The 18,226-nt window shown below is 65.5% G+C and carries 14 protein-coding genes and 2 pseudogenes; 13 read left to right on the top strand and 3 right to left on the bottom strand.

Going from position 1 to position 18,226, the window contains the following annotated elements; translation table 11 throughout:
• The 4 genes from D3872_RS14305 to D3872_RS14320 all read left to right on the top strand — a co-directional run bounded on the left by D3872_RS14305 (position 1) and on the right by D3872_RS14320 (position 4,716).
• Complete coding sequence (locus D3872_RS14305; protein ID WP_182915808.1) at positions 1–1,425, top strand: TonB-dependent receptor; 1,425 nt, start codon at positions 1–3, stop codon at positions 1,423–1,425.
• Between the two features lie 68 nt (positions 1,426–1,493).
• Positions 1,494–2,222, top strand: coding sequence for a TonB-dependent receptor domain-containing protein (locus tag D3872_RS14310; RefSeq protein WP_119811413.1), 729 nt, complete (start codon positions 1,494–1,496; stop codon positions 2,220–2,222).
• Positions 2,223–2,230: 8 nt separating this feature from the next.
• Positions 2,231–3,718, top strand: coding sequence for a M81 family metallopeptidase (locus D3872_RS14315; RefSeq protein ID WP_119811414.1), 1,488 nt, complete (start codon positions 2,231–2,233; stop codon positions 3,716–3,718).
• On the top strand, positions 3,706–4,716 hold the full coding sequence (locus D3872_RS14320; RefSeq protein ID WP_119811416.1) for a dipeptide epimerase: 1,011 nt from the start codon (positions 3,706–3,708) through the stop codon (positions 4,714–4,716). Before D3872_RS14315 ends, D3872_RS14320 begins: the two co-directional genes overlap by 13 nt.
• Here the strand turns inward: D3872_RS14320 and D3872_RS14325 are convergent.
• The gene (locus D3872_RS14325) at positions 4,700–5,281 is read right to left on the bottom strand and encodes a TetR/AcrR family transcriptional regulator (RefSeq protein ID WP_119811418.1); all 582 of its coding nucleotides are present in this window, start codon (positions 5,279–5,281) and stop codon (positions 4,700–4,702) included. The genes D3872_RS14320 and D3872_RS14325 overlap by 17 nt on opposite strands.
• 93 nt (positions 5,282–5,374) lie before the next feature.
• On the opposite strand from D3872_RS14325, the gene D3872_RS14330 reads away from it, so the two are divergent.
• The 6 genes and pseudogenes from D3872_RS14330 to D3872_RS14355 all read left to right on the top strand — a co-directional run bounded on the left by D3872_RS14330 (position 5,375) and on the right by D3872_RS14355 (position 13,272).
• Complete coding sequence (locus D3872_RS14330) at positions 5,375–6,979, top strand: serine hydrolase domain-containing protein (protein WP_119811419.1); 1,605 nt, start codon at positions 5,375–5,377, stop codon at positions 6,977–6,979.
• Entirely contained in the window at positions 6,972–8,354 is a 1,383-nt protein-coding gene (locus D3872_RS14335) for an MFS transporter (RefSeq protein WP_182915809.1), read from the top strand. Before D3872_RS14330 ends, D3872_RS14335 begins: the two co-directional genes overlap by 8 nt.
• Positions 8,347–9,624, top strand: a complete 1,278-nt coding sequence (locus D3872_RS14340) for an alanine racemase (RefSeq protein ID WP_119811481.1) — start codon at positions 8,347–8,349, stop codon at positions 9,622–9,624. Before D3872_RS14335 ends, D3872_RS14340 begins: the two co-directional genes overlap by 8 nt.
• 10 nt (positions 9,625–9,634) lie before the next feature.
• Positions 9,635–10,885, top strand: coding sequence for a kynureninase (kynU, locus tag D3872_RS14345; protein ID WP_119811421.1), 1,251 nt, complete (start codon positions 9,635–9,637; stop codon positions 10,883–10,885).
• 10 nt (positions 10,886–10,895) lie between these two features.
• Positions 10,896–11,735, top strand: coding sequence for a tryptophan 2,3-dioxygenase (gene kynA / locus D3872_RS14350; RefSeq protein WP_119811422.1), 840 nt, complete (start codon positions 10,896–10,898; stop codon positions 11,733–11,735).
• 20 nt (positions 11,736–11,755) lie between these two features.
• A pseudogene (locus D3872_RS14355) lies at positions 11,756–13,272 on the top strand (leucyl aminopeptidase).
• A gap of 138 nt (positions 13,273–13,410) precedes the next feature.
• Here the strand turns inward: D3872_RS14355 and D3872_RS14360 are convergent.
• Positions 13,411–13,842, bottom strand: a complete 432-nt coding sequence (locus tag D3872_RS14360; protein WP_119811424.1) for a response regulator — start codon at positions 13,840–13,842, stop codon at positions 13,411–13,413.
• A gap of 179 nt (positions 13,843–14,021) precedes the next feature.
• Positions 14,022–14,741: a histidine utilization transcriptional repressor HutC gene (gene hutC / locus D3872_RS14365; protein WP_119811425.1), complete on the bottom strand. Its 720-nt coding sequence runs from the start codon at positions 14,739–14,741 to the stop codon at positions 14,022–14,024.
• 132 nt (positions 14,742–14,873) lie between these two features.
• On the opposite strand from hutC, the gene ada reads away from it, so the two are divergent.
• The 3 genes and pseudogenes from ada (at position 14,874) to D3872_RS14380 (ending at position 18,159) form a co-directional block, all read left to right on the top strand.
• Positions 14,874–15,944, top strand: coding sequence for a bifunctional DNA-binding transcriptional regulator/O6-methylguanine-DNA methyltransferase Ada (gene ada, locus D3872_RS14370; protein ID WP_229459328.1), 1,071 nt, complete (start codon positions 14,874–14,876; stop codon positions 15,942–15,944).
• Positions 15,945–16,061: 117 nt separating this feature from the next.
• Positions 16,062–16,403 (top strand): annotated as a pseudogene (locus tag D3872_RS14375) (2OG-Fe(II) oxygenase); the annotation flags it as partial.
• A 64-nt stretch (positions 16,404–16,467) separates the two neighbouring features.
• Positions 16,468–18,159: an amidohydrolase gene (locus D3872_RS14380; RefSeq protein ID WP_119811427.1), complete on the top strand. Its 1,692-nt coding sequence runs from the start codon at positions 16,468–16,470 to the stop codon at positions 18,157–18,159.
• Positions 18,160–18,226 lie beyond the last annotated feature (67 nt).

Consider the following 18,226-nt stretch of genomic DNA (forward strand, 5'->3'; position numbering starts at 1 on the left):
ATGCTGGCGGCATTGCTGGTTTCAACCATGGCGCATGCGGGCCCGCCTGCGCAGCGTGCAGCCGACCTGCCAGGGGATGGGACGGTCCTTGCTCCCGCAGCGCCGGCGTCGGAGGTGGCGGTCGTGCACGTGACCGCGCAACGCCGACGCGAGCCCATCCGTGAAGTGCCGATGTCGGTGACAATGCTCGGCGGCGAAGGACTCGAACAAGGTGGCAATAAGCAGCTGAAGGATTTCGTCACGCTCTTGCCTGGCGTTGACTACAGCCAGGCGGGCGGCGGCGGTGGCGGCAGCCAGATCACGATGCGTGGCGTGAGCACCGGCAGCCAGGTGGGGCCCACGGTCAGCGTGTACGTGGACGACGTGCCTTACGGTTCGAGCACCGCATTTGCGGGCGGTAGCTCGCTGTCGCTCGACCTTGGCTTGTTCGACATCGAGCACATCGAGCTGCTGCGCGGTCCGCAAGGCACCCTGTACGGCGCCGGCGCGATGGGCGGCCTGCTGAAATACGTTACGGTCGACCCGGACCCGACAACGCGCGCGGCGAAGCTGGGCCTCGACCTCGCGTCGTCCGGCGGCGGCGGCACCAGCGGCGGCATGCAGGCGATGGCGAATCTGCCGATCAAGGAGGGCGTGGCGGCAGTGCGCCTCGGACTCTACAAGCGTGACGAAGCCGGCTATATTCACGATGCCAACCATGGCATGCGCATCATCGATGGTTCCAGCATGCAGGGTCTGCGCGCGTCGTTCCTGGTTACGCCCACCAGGGATACGACGCTGCGCGTCAGCGCGCAGACGCAGGAGAGCAAGCGCGATGGGAGCTCGGCTGAAGATGTGGACATCAAGACGGGCCAGCCGGCCTATGGCGATTTTCAGCGGCGTCTGTCGACCATGGAGCCGTTTCGCCAGACCTACGACCTGCTGTCGGCTGCCCTCGAATCGGAACTTGGCTGGTCCCGTTTTCATTCGATCTCCAGCTACCAGAAGGTCGATACCGATGGCCAATACGACGTCTCGACCCTATACGTCCCGCTGTTGGGACAGGCTGGCATCCACAACCCCGCCTACAGCTTGCCGTACACTTTCTACACGCGCAAGGCGACCCAGGAGTTTCGCCTGATCTCGCCCTCGTCGAAACGCTTCGAATGGCTGGCCGGTGCCTTCTACACGCGCGAAAACAGCCGGCGCGGCCAAGACCTGCTGGGGCTCGATCAGACGGGACAGCCGAATGGCATGCTGCTCATCTCGTCCGTCACGCCGTCGCGCTACCGCGAGAGTGCCGTCTACGGCAATGCGACGCTCTACCTGAGCGACGTGGTCGACGTCACGCTGGGGATGCGCCGCGGGCGCAACACGCAGGACGTGTTTTCCACGAACACCTGGCATCCCTCGCACCGCCGCGGCGCCGGGCACGAGCTCAAGTGAAGAAGTACCAGCACCTAACCTGGCCACCATCCGCTACCGAATGAGCAAAACGCACGCACGCGGTCTACCTGCGCGCGGCCAGCGGCTACCGGCCCGGTGGACCGCTGCCGGTTTTCCGCAATCCCTTGACGGGCGAAGTGCTGACGGCGAGCAGATTCAAGTCGGACTCCTTATGGAGCTACGAAGCGGGCTGGAAATCGGACTTCCTGCAAAAGCGTCTCGCACTCGAGGCGGCCGCCTATTACATCGATTGGAAGGACATCCAGATGTTCACTTCGGTGGCGGGATTTACCGGGATCGGCAACGCGGGCAAGGCCAAGTCGCAGGGCGTGGAACTGACGCTGACGGCGCGCCCGATCGAAGGCTTGAACCTGAGCGCGGCGCTCAGCGCCGTCGACGCACGGCTCAAGACCGACAGCGCCGACCTGGGCGGAAAAGCGGGCGACCGCCTGCCCAACAGCGCCCGCTTTTCCGCGTCCCTGCTGGGGGACTACCGCTTTAGCTACCAAGGCCGCGAATCATATGTGGGCGCGAGCGCGCGCCATCTCGGCGACCGGGTCACGTCCTTCGCCGCCAGCCCGGGCCTGCCGTCGTATCGCTTGCCCGCGTTCACCACACTGGACCTGCGCGCCGGCACGGCAATCGGCCGCTACCGGCTCGGCCTGTTCGTTCGCAACCTTGGCAACGTCAGGGGACAGACTGCCGCGGCCACCTCGCTGAGCCCGCTGGGCGCTCCGGCACAGGTAAACATTGTGGCGCCGCGTACGCTCGGCCTGCAGATGAGTACAGAGTACTGAGGTCGACGATGAATATTTTCGCTTCCAGCATCGCCACCGAAACCAACACGTTCTCGCCGATCCCGACCACCTGGAACAGTTTTTTGGAAGGCGGCATCAGCTACGGCAAGGTCAGGGAAGACAATGTGTTTTTGCTGCCGATTGTCGAGGTATGGCGGCGCCGCGCCGCGGAGGATGGGCACTGCCTGCATGAAGGCTTCTTCGCCTTTGCCCAGCCGGCGGGGCGATCCACCGGGGCCACCTACCGACGGCTCAAGGCCGAACTGCTGGCGAGCCTGATTGCGGCCGGTCCGGTCGACATCGTTCTTTTGCTGCTGCACGGTGCGATGGTCGCCGAAGGTTGCGACGACTGCGAGGGCGACATCCTGCGCGCTGTGCGCGAGATCGTCGGGCCGGCCGCGACCATCGGCGTCGAGCTTGATCCGCACTGCCACTTGAGCGAGGCCATGGTGCAGGCGGCCGATCTGCTGATCCTGTTCAAGGAATACCCGCACACCGATGCGGCGCCGCGCGCCGATGAGCTCTACACGCTGTGCGAGCGCGCGGCCTTGGGTGAGATTGCGCCCGTGTCCGTCCTGGTCGATTGCCGCATGATCGGGTTCTACCCGACCACTGCGGAGCCGATGGCGAATATCGTGCGCATGGCGCGCCAGGCCGAGAGCATCGAAGGGGTACTGTCGGTCAGCATCGCACACGGCTTTCCTTGGGCGGACGTGGCCGATGTCGGCACCCGCGTGCTCGCCATTGCCGACGGCCGGCGCGACCTGGCCGCAAGCACAGCGGCGCAGCTCGCGGGCTGCCTGTACCGCTACCGCGAGGATCTTTTGCCACGGCCGCTGAGCATGGCGCGGATCCTGCGCCTGCCGACCAACAGCGCACATCCCCTGTTCATTGCCGATGCGGCGGATAACCCGGGCGGTGGCGCGCCCGGAGACAATACCGCCGTCCTGCAGCGCCTGCTTGCCGAGGGGATACGCGATGCGGTGCTTGGCTGCATCTGGGACCCGATGGCCGTTCAGGTGTGCGCCTCGGCAGGCGTCGGCGCTCGGCTCCAGATCCGCCTGGGCGGCAAGACGGGCAGGGCTTCGGGTGCGCCGCTTGACTTGGTCGTGACCGTGGGCGGTATCAGCGCCGCGCACAGCCAGCCGTTCGGCGGACACGAAGACCCGCTCGGCGCCGCCGTGTGGCTCGCCTGCGAGGGCATCGATATCGTCGTCATTTCGCGCCGCACGCAAACGCTCTCGCCATCCGCGTTCACACGGCTGGGCGTGGAGCTGAACAACAAGACGCGCATCGTGGTGAAATCGGCGCATCACTATTTCGCCGAATTTTCGACCTTGTCGCGGCGCACGGTCGTCGCGGAAACCGACGGTGCGCTGTCCATGAATTTCGCGGCCCTGCCGTACACCGAACGCGACGGAAATTTTTTCCCGCGCGTCGCGGATCCCTTGAATGCGCGCGCATCCTTCACCGGAGACCCATCATGCTGCACATAGAGGGATCGATTGCATCGCTGCGCCTGAAGCAGCCGTTTTCCATCGCCGGATACCGGTTCGAGCAACAGGAGGTGCTGCGGGTGACGGCGCGCGATGGCGCTTGCCACGCGACCGGCGAAGCGACCGGCGTCTACTACCTGGGCGACACCGCGCAGTCCATGCAGCGCGACCTGGCCGCGATCGACAGCGCCTGCTGGCGCGGGATCGACCGCTTGACGCTGCAGCGCATGCTACCTGCCGGCGGCCTGCGTAATGCGCTCGACTGCGCGCTCTGGCAGCTTGAGGCGAACCGCCGCCAGCTTCCGCTACACGTGCTCGCCAAGCTCCCGCGCACGCACGCCCTGCTGACCACGATGACGGTCGGCGTGGCCAGCCCCGAGGACATGGCGCTGGCCGCGTCCTGCTACGTCGGCGCGCGCGCCATCAAGCTCAAACTCGACGGCAGCGCGCTCGACGGCGAACGCATCCGGACGGTCAGGCGCCGCTGTCCACAGGTGCGCTTGCTGGTCGACGCCAACCAGGGTTGGGACATGGCCCATTTGGAATCGCTGCTGCCGGCGATGCTGGACTGCCGCGTCGAACTGATCGAGCAGCCCTTGCCGGTGGGAGCCGACGATGACTTGCGCGGCTACCGCTGTCCGATTCCTGTCGCTGCCGATGAGTCGTTCCAGCAGCTGAGCGATCTGGAGGAGATGACGGACAAGTACCAACTGGTGAATATCAAGCTCGACAAATGCGGCGGCTTGACCGAGGCCCTGCAGATCGCGCGGGAAGCGCCGCGCCACGGTTTGGGCGTGATGGTCGGCTCCATGGTGGGCACCTCGATCGCGATGGCGCCGGCGTTCGTGGCGGGTCAGGGGGCATGGATCGTCGACCTCGATGCGCCGCTGTTCCTGATCGGGGATGCGCAGCCGGCGGCGCAGTATGGCAACGGCGAGATCGACTTTCCTGTGCTGTGGAAGCAGCGTTGGCCCGAGGCGACTAGTGGATCAGCGTGAGCAGGTAGTTGGCGGCGTCCAGCTTGACCTCGGTGTCCGGCTTGATGCCGGTGAGCTGCTGGAACTGCGTGGTAAGCATCAGGCCGAGCAGGCAGTCACCGATGTGGGCGGCGGCTGCGGGGTCGGGCACGGTTTGCAGGCGCTTGACTTGGTCAAGCACGGCGCGACGCAAGTCCAGGTATTGGGTTTCGACCGCGTCTTGTACGCGCGGGCTGCGGTGGGCCAGCGCCACCACTTCAATGGCGATGCGTCCGTGCAGCGTCGCGTCGCTGGGTCGTTCCACCTGGTGCAGCAAATCCTTGATCCGGGCCAGGGTGGCGGCCTTGGTGCGGCAGTCGATGAACAGGTCCATGCTCGGCACGTCGTTGTTATGGCTAATCAGGGCTGCGAGGATGTCCTCCTTGGATTTGAAGTGGGTGTAGATCGCGCCCACGCTCAGGCCAGCAGCGGCGCTGATGTCGCTGATGGACATGCCGGCGATGCCTTTCTGGTTGATGCTGGCGCTGGCGGCGTCGAGGATTTGCTTGCGCCGTGCAGCCATATGGGATTCGTCGCGTTTCGGCATGAGATCGGGGTTCGCCTAGGGTTAAGAATGCGGCAAGTATAACATAAGAGAATATTCGTTCTTTTAAATTAACAGCTGAAAGATGAGGGCACTATGAAACAGCTCGTATCCCGGCTCGAAGCACTGCTATCGGGCTGGAACCGCAACGACGCACCTGGTTGCGTGGTGAGCGTGATGCACAAAGGGCGCACCCTGCTGCGCAAGGGTTACGGCATGGCCAGCCTTGAACAGCAAGTGGCGAACAGCCCGTCGACGAAGATGCGCATCGGTTCGACGACCAAGCATTTCGCCGCAATCCTGGCGCTGCTGCTGCGCGATGAGGGCCGGCTCGACATCGACGGTCCATGCGCACGCTACCTGCCCGAATTGGGCGAGGCGCAAGGGCGGCGCAGTCTCCGCCAGTTCATGAATCACACCGGCGGAACGCGCGACTTCCTGGACCTGTCCATGTTTTCGAATGGCGCGGCGATGCTGCCGGCCGGCGCGGCGCTGGCCTACCAGAGCGCGCAGAACGAAGACAACTTCAGCGCCGGCGACATGTTCTCCTATAACAATGGCGGCTATCGCATGCTCTCGATCGCGCTCGAACGCGTGGCGGGCATGCCATTCGGGCAAGTGTTGGCGACCCGCCTGTTTGAGCCGCTCGGCATGCACGACACCAGCCTGTGGGCCTGCGACACCGATCTGCTGCCGGGCGTGGCGTGTTCGCACCTGGCATTGCCCGAAGGCGGCTTCGGCCGCGGCGTGTTCCCCTCGACCGTCCTCGGCGAAGGGGGCATCGTCTCCACCGTGGACGACATGCAGCGGTGGCTGGCGCATCTGAGCCGGCCCTTCCTGTGGTCCGATGCCCTATCGGCCGAACTGACGCAGCCGACCACACTCAACAACGGCTTCGCGCATCCATATGGACTGGGGCTCATTCGCGAGAACTGGCGTGGGGTCGACATCATCCAGCATTCCGGCGGCGTGATCGGCGGCAGTTGCCAGATGCTGAGAGCACCCGCGCACGAGCTGAACATTATCGTCATCAGCAACCGCAACGACGTGGCGGCGCCGTTCGTTGCCGCCGACCTGATGGCCGAAGTGCTGGGCGCGGCGCTGCGCGCCCCTGGCGCGCAAGCCGCGACGGGGGCATGGGCAGGGCTCCCAGGGCAATACCTGTGCGCCGACAATGACCAACTGCTCGATGTCGAGGACGTCGATGGCCGGCTGTTCCTCGCTTGCGATGGCATGCGGCTGCCGCTGGTGCCGGACGGCGACGGATTGCACGCGAACCTGCTGAGTGTCGTGGATGTGCGCCTGCTGGCGGACGGCGACCGCGAGCAGGCGGTGGGCCGGCTGACGGTCGAGGAACAGGGGTATCGTCGGACCTATGCCAGAATCGCGCCGGTGGGCGACGCCGCACTGGCCGCGCTGCGGCGGGCGCAGGGTGCATTTTTCAGCGCGGAGCTGGGAGCCCGCATCTGCGTCGGCAAGGACCATGATCCCGGGTTGATGACGGTGCATGGCCGCTATGGTTGCAACGAGTTCCGGCTCGAACCGCTGAGCGGCGAATTGTTCCGCATGCTGGCCGGGCAGGGAGGCTTGCCCGGGAATGGCATCGTGCGCCTGCGCGGTAGCGGTGCGCGGCGCGAACTGGTCATCAATACGAGCCGCACGCGCGGCCTGCGCTTTCTTGAAGAGGGACGTCATGCATAAGCACTCCGCCATTTCCGGCATGCGCGCCGGCAACTCCAGGACCTTACGTGTGGCCTATGGCGTGGGCGCGTTCGGCGCCTTGCTGTGCTATGCGCCGATTCCATTGCTGTTCCTGTACTACCTGACCGAATACGCCGGCATCAGTCCTGCGCTGGCAGGCATGATCCTGGCCATCCCCAAGATATTTGACCTGGCGCTGGACCCGTGGATAGGCCGCAGTGCGGACCGCTTCGCGCAGGGACGCGGCAGCCGGATTGCCGTGCTACGGGTCTGCATCGCGATTCTGCCGCTGAGCATGCTGTTGCTGTTTCTTCCCCTGCCGAAGTGGCCGCCGGCGACGCTGGCGCTGTTCTATGCCGCGCTATTGATCGTGCAGTCCTACACCGTCACGGCGTTCTCGGTCGCCCACACCGCGCTGGCCGGCGACCTGAGCGAGGAGCCGGCGGCTCAGGCCTCGCTGCTGTCGGCGCGCGCCTTCGGTTCCACGCTCGCGGGCCTGGGCGTGGCGGGTGGAGCGCCCCTGCTGATTGCCGCCAGCGGCGGCGGACATCGCGGCTACCTCGTCATGGCGCTCGTGCTCGGGCTGGCGGCTGCCGCCGCGCTGCTCTGGTGCTGCCATGCCGCGCGCGGCACGCCGCTGCGCAGCGCAGGCGCCGCCCATCATCGGGTCGCCGCTGAAAGCTTGTGGCGGGACCTGGGCGCGACCGTCGCCAATCGCGCCTTCTACGCCATTGCGCTGATGCTGGTGCTGATCGGGATCGGTTCGAGCAGCTTCCTCTCGCTGCTGCCCTATGTGAACAAGTACCTGCTCTATGCGCCGCCGGAGCGGCTGTCCGTTTTACTGGTTCCGATTTTCCTCGCGCTGCTGGGCGGCGTCGCAGTGGCGCCGGCCGTGTTCCGGAGGCTCGGCACCACGGCGGCGATGCTGCTGGCGCTGACGGTCAGCATCGCGGGCGTGCTCCTGGTCGGGATGGCGATCTGGCGCGCCGACGACGCCTTGCTGATCGCCTCCTGCGCGCTGTTCGGCTTCGGCGGAGGCGTCATGACCGTGCTGATCGCGACCACCGGCATGCAGCTCGCTTCGGTGGGAGGGGCTGGCGAAGGGCGCCTCGGACTGTATCTCGGCATCCTTTTTTCGGCCGAGAAGCTGGGCCAGTCCATCGGCGGCATCGCCGCGGGAGGTGGCTTGTCGCTGGTGCACATAACGCCGGGCGCGGCCAGTATCGGCCCTGAGGTTGCGGCACGCCTGGGCGTGCTGACCGTGGCCGCGCCGCTGGCGAGCATGACGGCATGCCTCTGCGTGCTGCTCGCCAGCGCGACGGGCCTGAAACGCCATGAAGGCGTGGCAGCGGGGAGGCGCGAAGCAAATGCATGATCTCATCGACCCCATCCTCGACTACTCCTACAAGGGATTCCCGCACCAGGCCGGCACGCTGCGCCGCTCGGACATCGGCACGCAGGGCTGGAACCTGCTCAGGGGCGATCTGCCGCTGCCGATGGCAATCATCAAGCAGCTTGCTCTCGAGCGCAACATCGCGTGGATGCAGGCGTACGTGCGCCAGCATGGCATCGATCTCGCCCCGCATGGCAAGACGACGATGTCGCCGCAGTTGTTCCAGCGGCAGCTCGACGCCGGCGCGTGGGGCCTGAGTTTTGCGACCGTGTCGCAATTGCGGGTCGGCGTGGCAGCCGGCGCGCGCCGCTGCATCTTGGCCAACCAGGTATATACGGCGAGCGACCTCGGGACCATCGCCGCGATGCTGGGCGCCGAATCGGAACTGACGATTTACTTCCTGCTTGATTCGCTCGCCCAGTTGCAGCTGATTGAGCGATGGCATGCCCGGCGTCCGGATGCTCGGCCCTTCGACGTGCTGCTCGAAATCGGCATCGTTGGCGGGCGGACAGGGTGCCGCACCCATGCCGATGCCATCGCTCTAGCCGGAGCGGCAGCGGCCAGCAGCGCGCTGCGCCTGTGCGGTGTCGAGTGTTTCGAAGGCCCTTCCTTCGGAAGCGATGAGCGGGCCGAGTCCGACAAGGTGGCCGCGTTGCTGGAACGGGTGCAGTACCTCGCGAGCGAATGTGAACGACTGGGATGGTTCGTGCAGGACGAGGTGATCGTCTCGGCCGGCGGCTCCGCCGTTTTCGATATGGTCGTCGCCAACCTGAAGCCGAGGCTGGCGCGGCCCGTGCGTGCGCTGCTACGATCCGGGTGCTATATCGTGTCCGATCATGCGTTCTACCAGGGAATGACGGCGTCGCTCTGCAAACGCATCGGCTGCGACGATGCCTTGCATGGGGCGCTGGAGGTGTGGGCCTCGGTGCAGTCCTTGCCGGAGCCCGGCCTGGCGATCCTCGCGGTCGGTAAGCGCGACCTGTCCTTCGATCTCCAGATGCCGATGCCGCTCGCCTGCGTGCGCGAACCGGGCGATGTGCCGCGGCCCCTATCGCATGCCTACACCATCAGCGCGCTCAATGACCAGCATGCCTTCCTGCGCTGGGATGCGGGCGACGACGTCCCGCTGCTTGTGGGCAGCATGGTTGCACTTGGAATTTCCCATCCATGCACCACGTTCGACAAATGGCGCTGGATGCCGATTGTCGATGACGACTACAACGTGGTCGACGCGATCACCACCCAATTCTAGAAGGCTGCCCATGCACACACGTAATGACTGCGTCGCTCTCGACGCAAGGGACGCGCTCGCGCCGTTGCGCGCGCATTTTGACCTGCCCGAGGGCGTGATTTACCTGGACGGCAACTCACTGGGCGCGCGCCCGAAGTCGGCGCTGACCAGGGCCGAGGACGTCATCGTCCGCGAATGGGGCACTGGCCTGATCCGAAGCTGGAACAGCGCAGGGTGGTTCGAGCTGCCCAAACGGCTCGGCGACCGCCTCGCGCCGCTGATCGGTGCGCATGATGGTGAAGTGGTCGTCACCGATACGACTTCGATCAATATCTTCAAGGCGCTCGCGGCGGCCGTGCGCATACAGGCGCAGAACCCAAGCCGCAGCGAGCGGCGCGTGCTTGTCACAGAGCGCAGCAACTTCCCGACCGATGTCTACATGGCACAGGGACTGGCCGGCTGGCTTGGGCGCGGTTATGCGCTCAGACTGGTGGACTCGACCGCCGATCTGCGCGCCGCCATCGATGCGGATACGGCCGTCGTTATGCTGACCCATGTGAACTACCGCACCGGCTACCAGCACGACATGGCCGCGTTGAGCGCGCACGCGCATGCGCAGGGCGCCTTGATCATGTGGGACCTGGCCCATTCCGCAGGGGCCGTGCCGGTCGACCTGCATGCGCACGGCGCTGACTTCGCGGTCGGATGCACGTATAAATATCTGAACGGCGGTCCCGGCGCGCCCGCCTTCATCTGGGTCCCGAAGCGGCACCAGGCAGAATTCGAGCAACCGTTGTCGGGCTGGTGGGGCCACAGCGAGCCGTTTGCGATGCTGCCCACGTTCGTGCCGGCGCAAGGCATCGGCCGCGCCCTGTGCGGTACCCAGCCCATGCTGTCGCTGGCGTTGGTCGAATGCGGGCTGGACGTGTTCGCGCACACCTCAATGGAAGCGCTTCGCATCAAATCGCTGGCGCTGAGCGATCTGTTCATCGACCTCGTGGAAGCGCACTGCGGCGATCAGCAACTCGGCCTTGTGACCCCGCGCGCGCATGCGCGGCGCGGTAGCCATGTCAGCTTCACGCATCCGCACGGGTACGCCGTCATGAAGGCGCTGATCGATCGCGGCGTGATTGGCGATTATCGCGAGCCGGCCATCATGCGCTTTGGTTTGACGCCGCTGTACACCAGGTTCGTGGACGTATGGGATGCGGTTGACATTCTGAAACAGACCCTGTGCGAACAGGCCTATGAAATTGCGGCCGTGCGCGACGCGGTCACCTGAGGAGGCGTTGATGAACGAACATGAAATTGGCGGGAACTGGCACGGCGCACAGATGGACTTCAGCAAATCGATGAGCTACAGCGACTACCTTGCGCTGGACCGCATCTTGGCGGCGCAGCAGCTGCGCTCTCCGAAGCACGATGAGATGCTGTTCATCGTCCAGCATCAGGCGAGCGAATTGTGGATGAAGTTGATGCTGCACGAGCTGCATGCGGTGCGCGCCAACATCCATGCCGGCGAGCTGGCTCCGGCCGCCAAGATGCTTGCGCGCGTGGCCCGCATCATGGATCAGCTGGTGCATGCGTGGGACGTGCTCGCGACCATGACACCACCGGAGTACACGGCGATCCGCCCCTACCTCGGTACGTCCTCGGGTTTCCAGTCGCGCCAGTACCGCGAGATCGAATTCATCCTGGGGAATAAAAATGCAGCCCTGCTCGACGTGCACGTGAGCACACCGGACGCGTTCGCGCAACTCGATCGCGCGCTGCGCCTGCCCTCGCTCTACGACGAGTCGGTCCTGCTGTTGGCACGCACGGGCTTCGCGATCGCCCCGCAACGCCAGGACCGGGACTGGACCGTGCCAACCATCGCCGACGCATCGGTGCAAGCAGCGTGGATCGAGGTCTATCGCGATCCGGCAAAGTACTGGGCGCTCTACGAGTTGGCGGAAAAACTGGTCGACCTCGAAAGCGCATTTCGCCTGTGGCGCTTCCGTCACGTGACGACGGTCGAACGCGTGATCGGCTTTAAGGCCGGTACCGGCGGCACTGCAGGCGCGCGCTACCTGCGCAAGATGCTCGACGTGGTCCTGTTTCCCGAGCTGTTCGCGCTGCGCACGCAGCTATGACCATCAACCGAGAACATCCTATGGAATTTAGCATCAAGCTCAACGCTCGCAGCGCTTGCGTCGTCGTGGCGGTCTTCGAGAATATGAAACTGTCGGCGGCAGCGCAGGCGCTCGACCGGCATGGCGAGATCGCGCAGGCGCTGAAGTCCGGCGACATCAGCGGAAAGCCCGGTACAACGTTGCTGCTGCGCGGCCTGGCCGGCGCTGGCGTCGAGCGCGTGCTGCTGATCGGCGTCGGGCAAGAAGGACCGATCGCCGAAAAGAGCTTCGTTGCAGCGGTGCACGCGGCGGTCAAGCGCTTGGCGTCGATCAACGCCGCGCAGGCGACGATGGCCCTGCCGCTAGGGGACGTGGCCGGTCGCGACCTGCATTGGGCGCTGCGCTGCGTGGTGATGGCGGCGCGCGAAAACAGCTTCCGTACCGATGCGCTGAAAAGCCGCAAGGACCCGCCTACGGCGGGCGTGCGGAAGATCGTATTTGAAGTGCCCGCCAGCGCTGCGGCCAAGGCCGCGCTGGCGCAGGCGGTCGCGATCGCCAACGGCATCGATCTGTGCAAGGAACTCGGAAATCTTCCCGCCAACATCTGCACGCCGGGCTATCTGGCCACTGCGGCGAAACAGTTGGGCGGGGAACACGGATTCAATGTCGAAGTCCACGAGCGAAAACAGCTCGAAAAGCTCAAGATGGGCTGCTTCCTGTCCGTGACGAACGGAAGCACGGAGCCGCCGAAGTTCATCGTGCTCAGGCATATGGGTGGCGCGCGAAACGAGGCGCCCGTGGTCCTGGTCGGGAAGGGGATCACCTTTGATACTGGCGGCATTTCGCTAAAACCCGGCGCCGGCATGGACGAGATGAAATACGATATGTGTGGGGCCGCTGCGGTGCTGGGCACGTTCCGCACCATCGGCGAACTGGGATTGAAGCTTAACGTCATCGGCCTGATCGCAGCTTGCGAAAACATGCCTTCCGGGAGCTCGACCAGACCTGGCGATATCGTGACGTCGATGAATGGACTGACCGTGGAGGTTCAGAATACGGATGCCGAAGGCCGCCTCGTACTGTGCGACGCATTGACATACGCCGAGCGCTTCCGCCCGAGTGCGGTGATCGACATCGCAACCCTGACGGGTGCCTGCGTGGTGGCTTTGGGCCAGCATAATTCTGGCCTGTTCGCACGTAGCGATATGCTGCACGATGCGCTGGCGGACGAGTTGTTGGCGTCGGGCCGAGCCACCGGCGACACCGCATGGCGTATGCCACTCGAGGATGCGTACCAAGAACAGATCAAGTCAAATTTTGCCGATCTGGCCAACCTTGGCGCGCCGGGTGCTGGTAGTGTGACGGCGGCCTGCTTCCCTCGAGAATTTTTACGCGCAAAAAAAAGCCCCTATAACGTGGCAGCACTTGGACCATCGCCCGGTAGCGGCCTGGAAACAGGGCGACCGCAAAGGGCGCAACCGGGCGTCCGGTTCCCCTCCTGTCGGCTTCATCGATCCGCCGCGCAACGAGCGCTGAAGGGGGGTCGCCAGGTCCGTGAACGGCGCTGGCATCTTCGCGAAATGCCACATCCAAAGAGTAAACACTGTTTCACCTTGTTTACAGTGCCCTGCAGCAACTCATTGTTTGTTAACGACTTTTAGTGCTCCGGCCCTGATGAAATCTAGTTCAGCCCGTTTTAGCCTGCGCCCGTATCGTCCTTATGCAAGATGGGTTCGATCGCCGCGCGCAAGGTGTCGAGGCTGGCCGGTTTCTTGAACGAGCCCAGCACGCGCAGTCCATGCGCCCGCGCCAGCCCTTCGGCCGCGTTGCGCACGCCCGTATCGAGCCCGGACAGCAGCACCACGCCGCCCTTGAAGCCGGCGCTTGCGGCCGCCTGCAGGAACTCGATGCCGTCCATGTCGGGCATCGACAGGTCGCAGATCAGCAGGTCGGGCGCGCTGGCGGTGAGGACGCGCAGGGCGCGTTTGGCGCAGGTTTCGCGCACCACGTCGAAACTACCCAGTTCGTCGAGCATGTCGGCGAGCATGTCCAGCATGAAGGGATCGTCGTCCACCAGCATCACGCGCGCGCGCGGACCGGGCTGGCCGACCTGGGTCGTCTCGCTCATCGGTATCACATGGCTGTTATAGTTATGGTTACTTCAGAACCAAAACAATTATCGGCTATGTAAGGTCCGGATAGCAATCATCGTATCAAAAAGCAGAGCGATATGTTGTCGGGAAAATACGCAGTATGCAGCATGCATGAAATTAAATTTCATGCATTTGCTAGCGATGAAAGGATATTTCAGCCGAGCTGGCCGGCGAACTGGTACAGGTGGCCCGGATGCCACATCGTGACGACCGACGCCACCTGCCCGAGGCCGCGGGTCTGGCGCTTGAGCACCAGGCAGCAGGTGCGCGGATCGATCGCCAGCATCTCGGCCACCGCGCGCGGCGCCGGCAGCGCTTCGATGCTGTAGGTGGCGAGCTCGAGTGGCGCCGCCGCCATCAGGTACTGGTTGGGGGTGGTGTGGAGGAAGTCCTGCTCCAGGTAGTCGGGCGCGCAGGCGGGGTTGACCCAGCGGTCTTCCACCTGGATCGGCACGTCGTTCTCGAAGTGGACGATCACCGAATGGAACAGCTGCTGCCCGGGCGGGAGCTCGAACTGCAGTGCCAGTGCGTCCGCGGCCCTGGCCTGGTCGAGCACATGCAGCTGGCTGCGGTGGACATGCCCGCGTGCGCGGACCTCGTCGGCGATGTTGCGGATCTCGACCAGCGTGGCCTGCACCTTGCGGGCCGCGACAAAGGTGCCGGAACCCTGGCGGCGCGTCAGCACCTGCTCGGCGGTCAGCTCGCGCACGGCGCGGTTGACCGTCATGCGCGAGACGCCGAACTGGCGCACCAGCGCCTGCTCCGACGGCACCACGTCGCCTTCCTTCCAGCGGCCCGAGGCGATTTCGCTTAGCAGGTAATCCTTGATACGCTGGAAAATAGGCGTACTGTCTTGCGCAATCTGTTCTTCCAAACTACTCTCCGAAGGCCGGCTCAAAGAACCGATTCTAGCACCGCGGCAGCCGCCGAATTCAAAAGCAAGCAGCGGGATGACCGCCCTTGCGCACTGCGCGATGATACAGCCATCCAAGTGCAGGAGCCCGACATGAAAGCCGAGATGAGCATGACCCCTTACGCCAGCGAGGCCGAACGCTGGGAAGCCGTGCGCCAGCGCGACAGCGGCGCCGACGGCGCCTTCTACTATTCCGTGCGCACCACCGGGGTTTATTGCCGCCCCTCGTGCGCCGCCCGCCCGGCGCTGCGCAAGAACGTCGCCTTCCACGACAGCCTTGAGGCGGCCGCGCAGGCCGGCTTCCGTCCCTGCCTGCGCTGCAAGCCGGACCAGCCGCCGCTGGCCGAACGCCACGCCCAGGCGGTGGCCCAGGCATGCCGCATCATCGGCGAGGCCGGCGAGGCGCCCGACCTCGACAGCCTGGCGGCCGCCGTCGGCATGAGCCGCTTCCACTTCCACCGCGTCTTCAAGGCGCACACCGGACTGACGCCGAAGGCCTACGCGGCCGGGCAGCGCGCGCGCCGCGTGCAGGACGAACTGGCGGGCGAGGGCACCGTCACCGACGCCATCTATGCGGCCGGCTTCAATTCCAGCGGCCGGTTCTACGCCGCCTCGGCCCAGGTGCTCGGCATGGCGCCCAAGACATTCAAGGCCGGCGGCAGCGGCGCATCGATCCGCTTTGCGATTGGCGAATGCTCGCTGGGCGCGATCCTGGTCGCCGCCACCGGCAAAGGCATCTGCGCGATCCTGATGGGCGACGACCCGGACGCATTGGCGCGCGACCTGCAGGACCGGTTCCCGAACGCCGAACTGCTCGGAGCGGAAACGGACTTCGAACAGACCGTGGCGCGCGTGGTTGGCTTCGTCGAAGCGCCCGCCATCGGCCTCGACCTGCCGCTCGACGTGCGCGGGACCGCCTTCCAGCAGCGCGTGTGGCAGGCCTTGCGCGAGATCCCGTCCGGCGCGACCGTCAGCTATGCGGAACTGGCCGCGCGCGTCGGCATTCCATCCGGCGCGCGCGCCATTGCCGGCGCCTGCGCGGCCAATCCGGTGGCGGTGGCGATTCCCTGCCACCGCGTGGTGCGCAACGACGGCAGCATCTCCGGCTACCGCTGGGGCGTCGAGCGCAAGAAGGCGCTGCTCGAGCGCGAAAGCGCACAATGAACGCTGCGCAGCTGGACTGGCAGCGTATCGCCGGCGACCTCGATGCGCATGGCTGCGCCATCGTTCCCGGCATGCTGGCGCGCGACGAATGCACCGCCTTCGCGCAAGGCTACGATGCCGACGCCGCTGATCCTGCGCTACCGCGAGGCCGACTACAACTGCCTGCACCAGGACCTCTACGGCGAACACGTGTTCCCGCTGCAGGTGGCGGTGCTGCTGTCGCAGCCGGGCGAGGACTTCACCGGCGGCGAATTCGTGCTCACCGGGCAGCGCCCGCGCATGCAGTCGCGCGCCGAAGTGGTGCCGCTGCGGCAGGGCGACGCGGTGATCTTTCCGGTGCACCACCGGCCTGTCAACGGCACGCGCGGCGTCTACCGCGTCAATATGCGCCACGGCGTCAGCCGCCTGCATTCCGGCCTGCGCCACACGCTCGGGACCATCTTCCACGACGCCGAATAATCCCGCGCCGCCGCCGGGGAATTCGCTACACTCCTGTTATCGAAAACAATCACTGGAGAGACCGATGCGCTTCATTCCCCTGCGCTGTTCCGCGCTTGTCCTGGCCGTCCTTGCCACGCTGGCCCCGGCCCATGCCGACACCGTCATCGACAACGCCAACGGCTACACCCTCAACGCCAAAAACGAGCTGGTCAAGTTCTCGTCGCTGGCGTTCGACGACAAGGGGAAGATCATCGCGGTGGGCGGCGCAAAGGAAGTGGCGGCAAAGGCGAAGGCCGGCGCGCGCCACATCGACCTGAAGGGCAAGACCGTGCTGCCGGGCCTGATCGACGCGCACGGCCACGTGTTCGGTTTGGGTGAAATGGTCACCCAGCTCGACCTCTCCGCCAGCACTTCGCTGGACGGCGCCTTGAAGTCCGCACGCGAATACGCCGCCGCCAATCCGGGGCACGCCTGGCTGCGCGGGCGCGGCTGGAACCAGGAGAACTGGAAGCTGGGCCGCTTCCCGACCGCCGCCGAACTCGATGGCGCGGTCGCGGACCGCCCGGTATTGCTTGACCGGGTCGACGGCCACGCGGGTTGGGCCAACACCCGCGCACTCAAATTGGCCGGCATCACCAAGGACACGCCGGACCCGGCCGGCGGCACGATCATCCGCGACGCGAACGGCGAAGCCACCGGCGTGCTGGTCGACGCTGCCCAGGACCTGGTCGCCAAGGTCATGCCGAAGCAGACCGAGGCCGAGGCGCGCCACCTGCTCGACCGCTCGCTCGCCATGATCGCCAGGATGGGCCTGACCAGCGTGCACGACGCGGGCATGGGCGTCGGCCAGGACATGCTGTACCGCGACTACGCCGACCACGGCAAGCTGACCACCCGCGTGTACGGGATGATCGGCGACGTCGGCGAAGACTTCGACCAGCTGGCGAAGAAAGGCCCGCTCAAATCGTACAAGAACGACCTGTACGCGCTGCGCGCCGTGAAGATGTATTCCGACGGCGCACTGGGCAGCCGCGGCGCCGCCCTGATCGAGCCGTACAGCGACGAACCGAAGTCGCACGGCCTGCTGTTCCGCAAAAACGCCGACATGGCCGGCCTGATGGAAAAGGCGATGCGGGCCGGCTACCAGGTCAATGTGCACGCCATCGGCGACGCCGGCAACCGCCAGATCCTCGACGCCTTCCAGAAGCTGCTGCCGAAGACCGCCACCGCCCCGATGCGCCACCGCATGGAGCACGCGCAGGTCGTCACGCTGGACGACATCGCGCGCTTCAAGGCCATCGGCATCGTGCCGTCGATGCAGCCGACCCACGCCACCTCGGATATGAATATGGCCGAGCAGCGCGTGGGCGCGCAGCGCATCAAGGGAGCCTACGCCTGGCGCACCTTCCTGGACCAGGGCTCGCGCATCGCCTGCGGGTCGGACTTCCCGGTCGAATCGCCGAACCCGTTCTTCGGCATCCACGCCGCCGTCACCCGCCAGGACGCGGCGGGCAAGCCGGCCGGCGGCTGGTACGCCAACGAGGCGATGACGCTGAAGGAGGCGTTCCGCTGCTTCACCCTTGACGCAGCCTACGCCGCGCACCAGGAAAAAGTACTAGGCTCGCTCGAAACCGGCAAGTGGGCCGACTTCATCGTCATCGACCAGGACCTGTTCAGGATGGTGCCGAAGGACATCCACAAGACCGCCGTGCTGCAGACCTGGGTCGGCGGCAAACAGGTATATGGCAAAGGCCCAAACGATCAAAATAAATGATTTGACTATCTTGTATAGACAACTTATCCTTTGAGGATCCAATGGCGTGCGCCGAGCTGGCGCACGC

The sequence above is a fragment of the Massilia cavernae genome, assembly GCF_003590855.1.
In the GTDB taxonomy this organism is placed as follows: domain Bacteria; phylum Pseudomonadota; class Gammaproteobacteria; order Burkholderiales; family Burkholderiaceae_D; genus Telluria_A; species Telluria_A cavernae.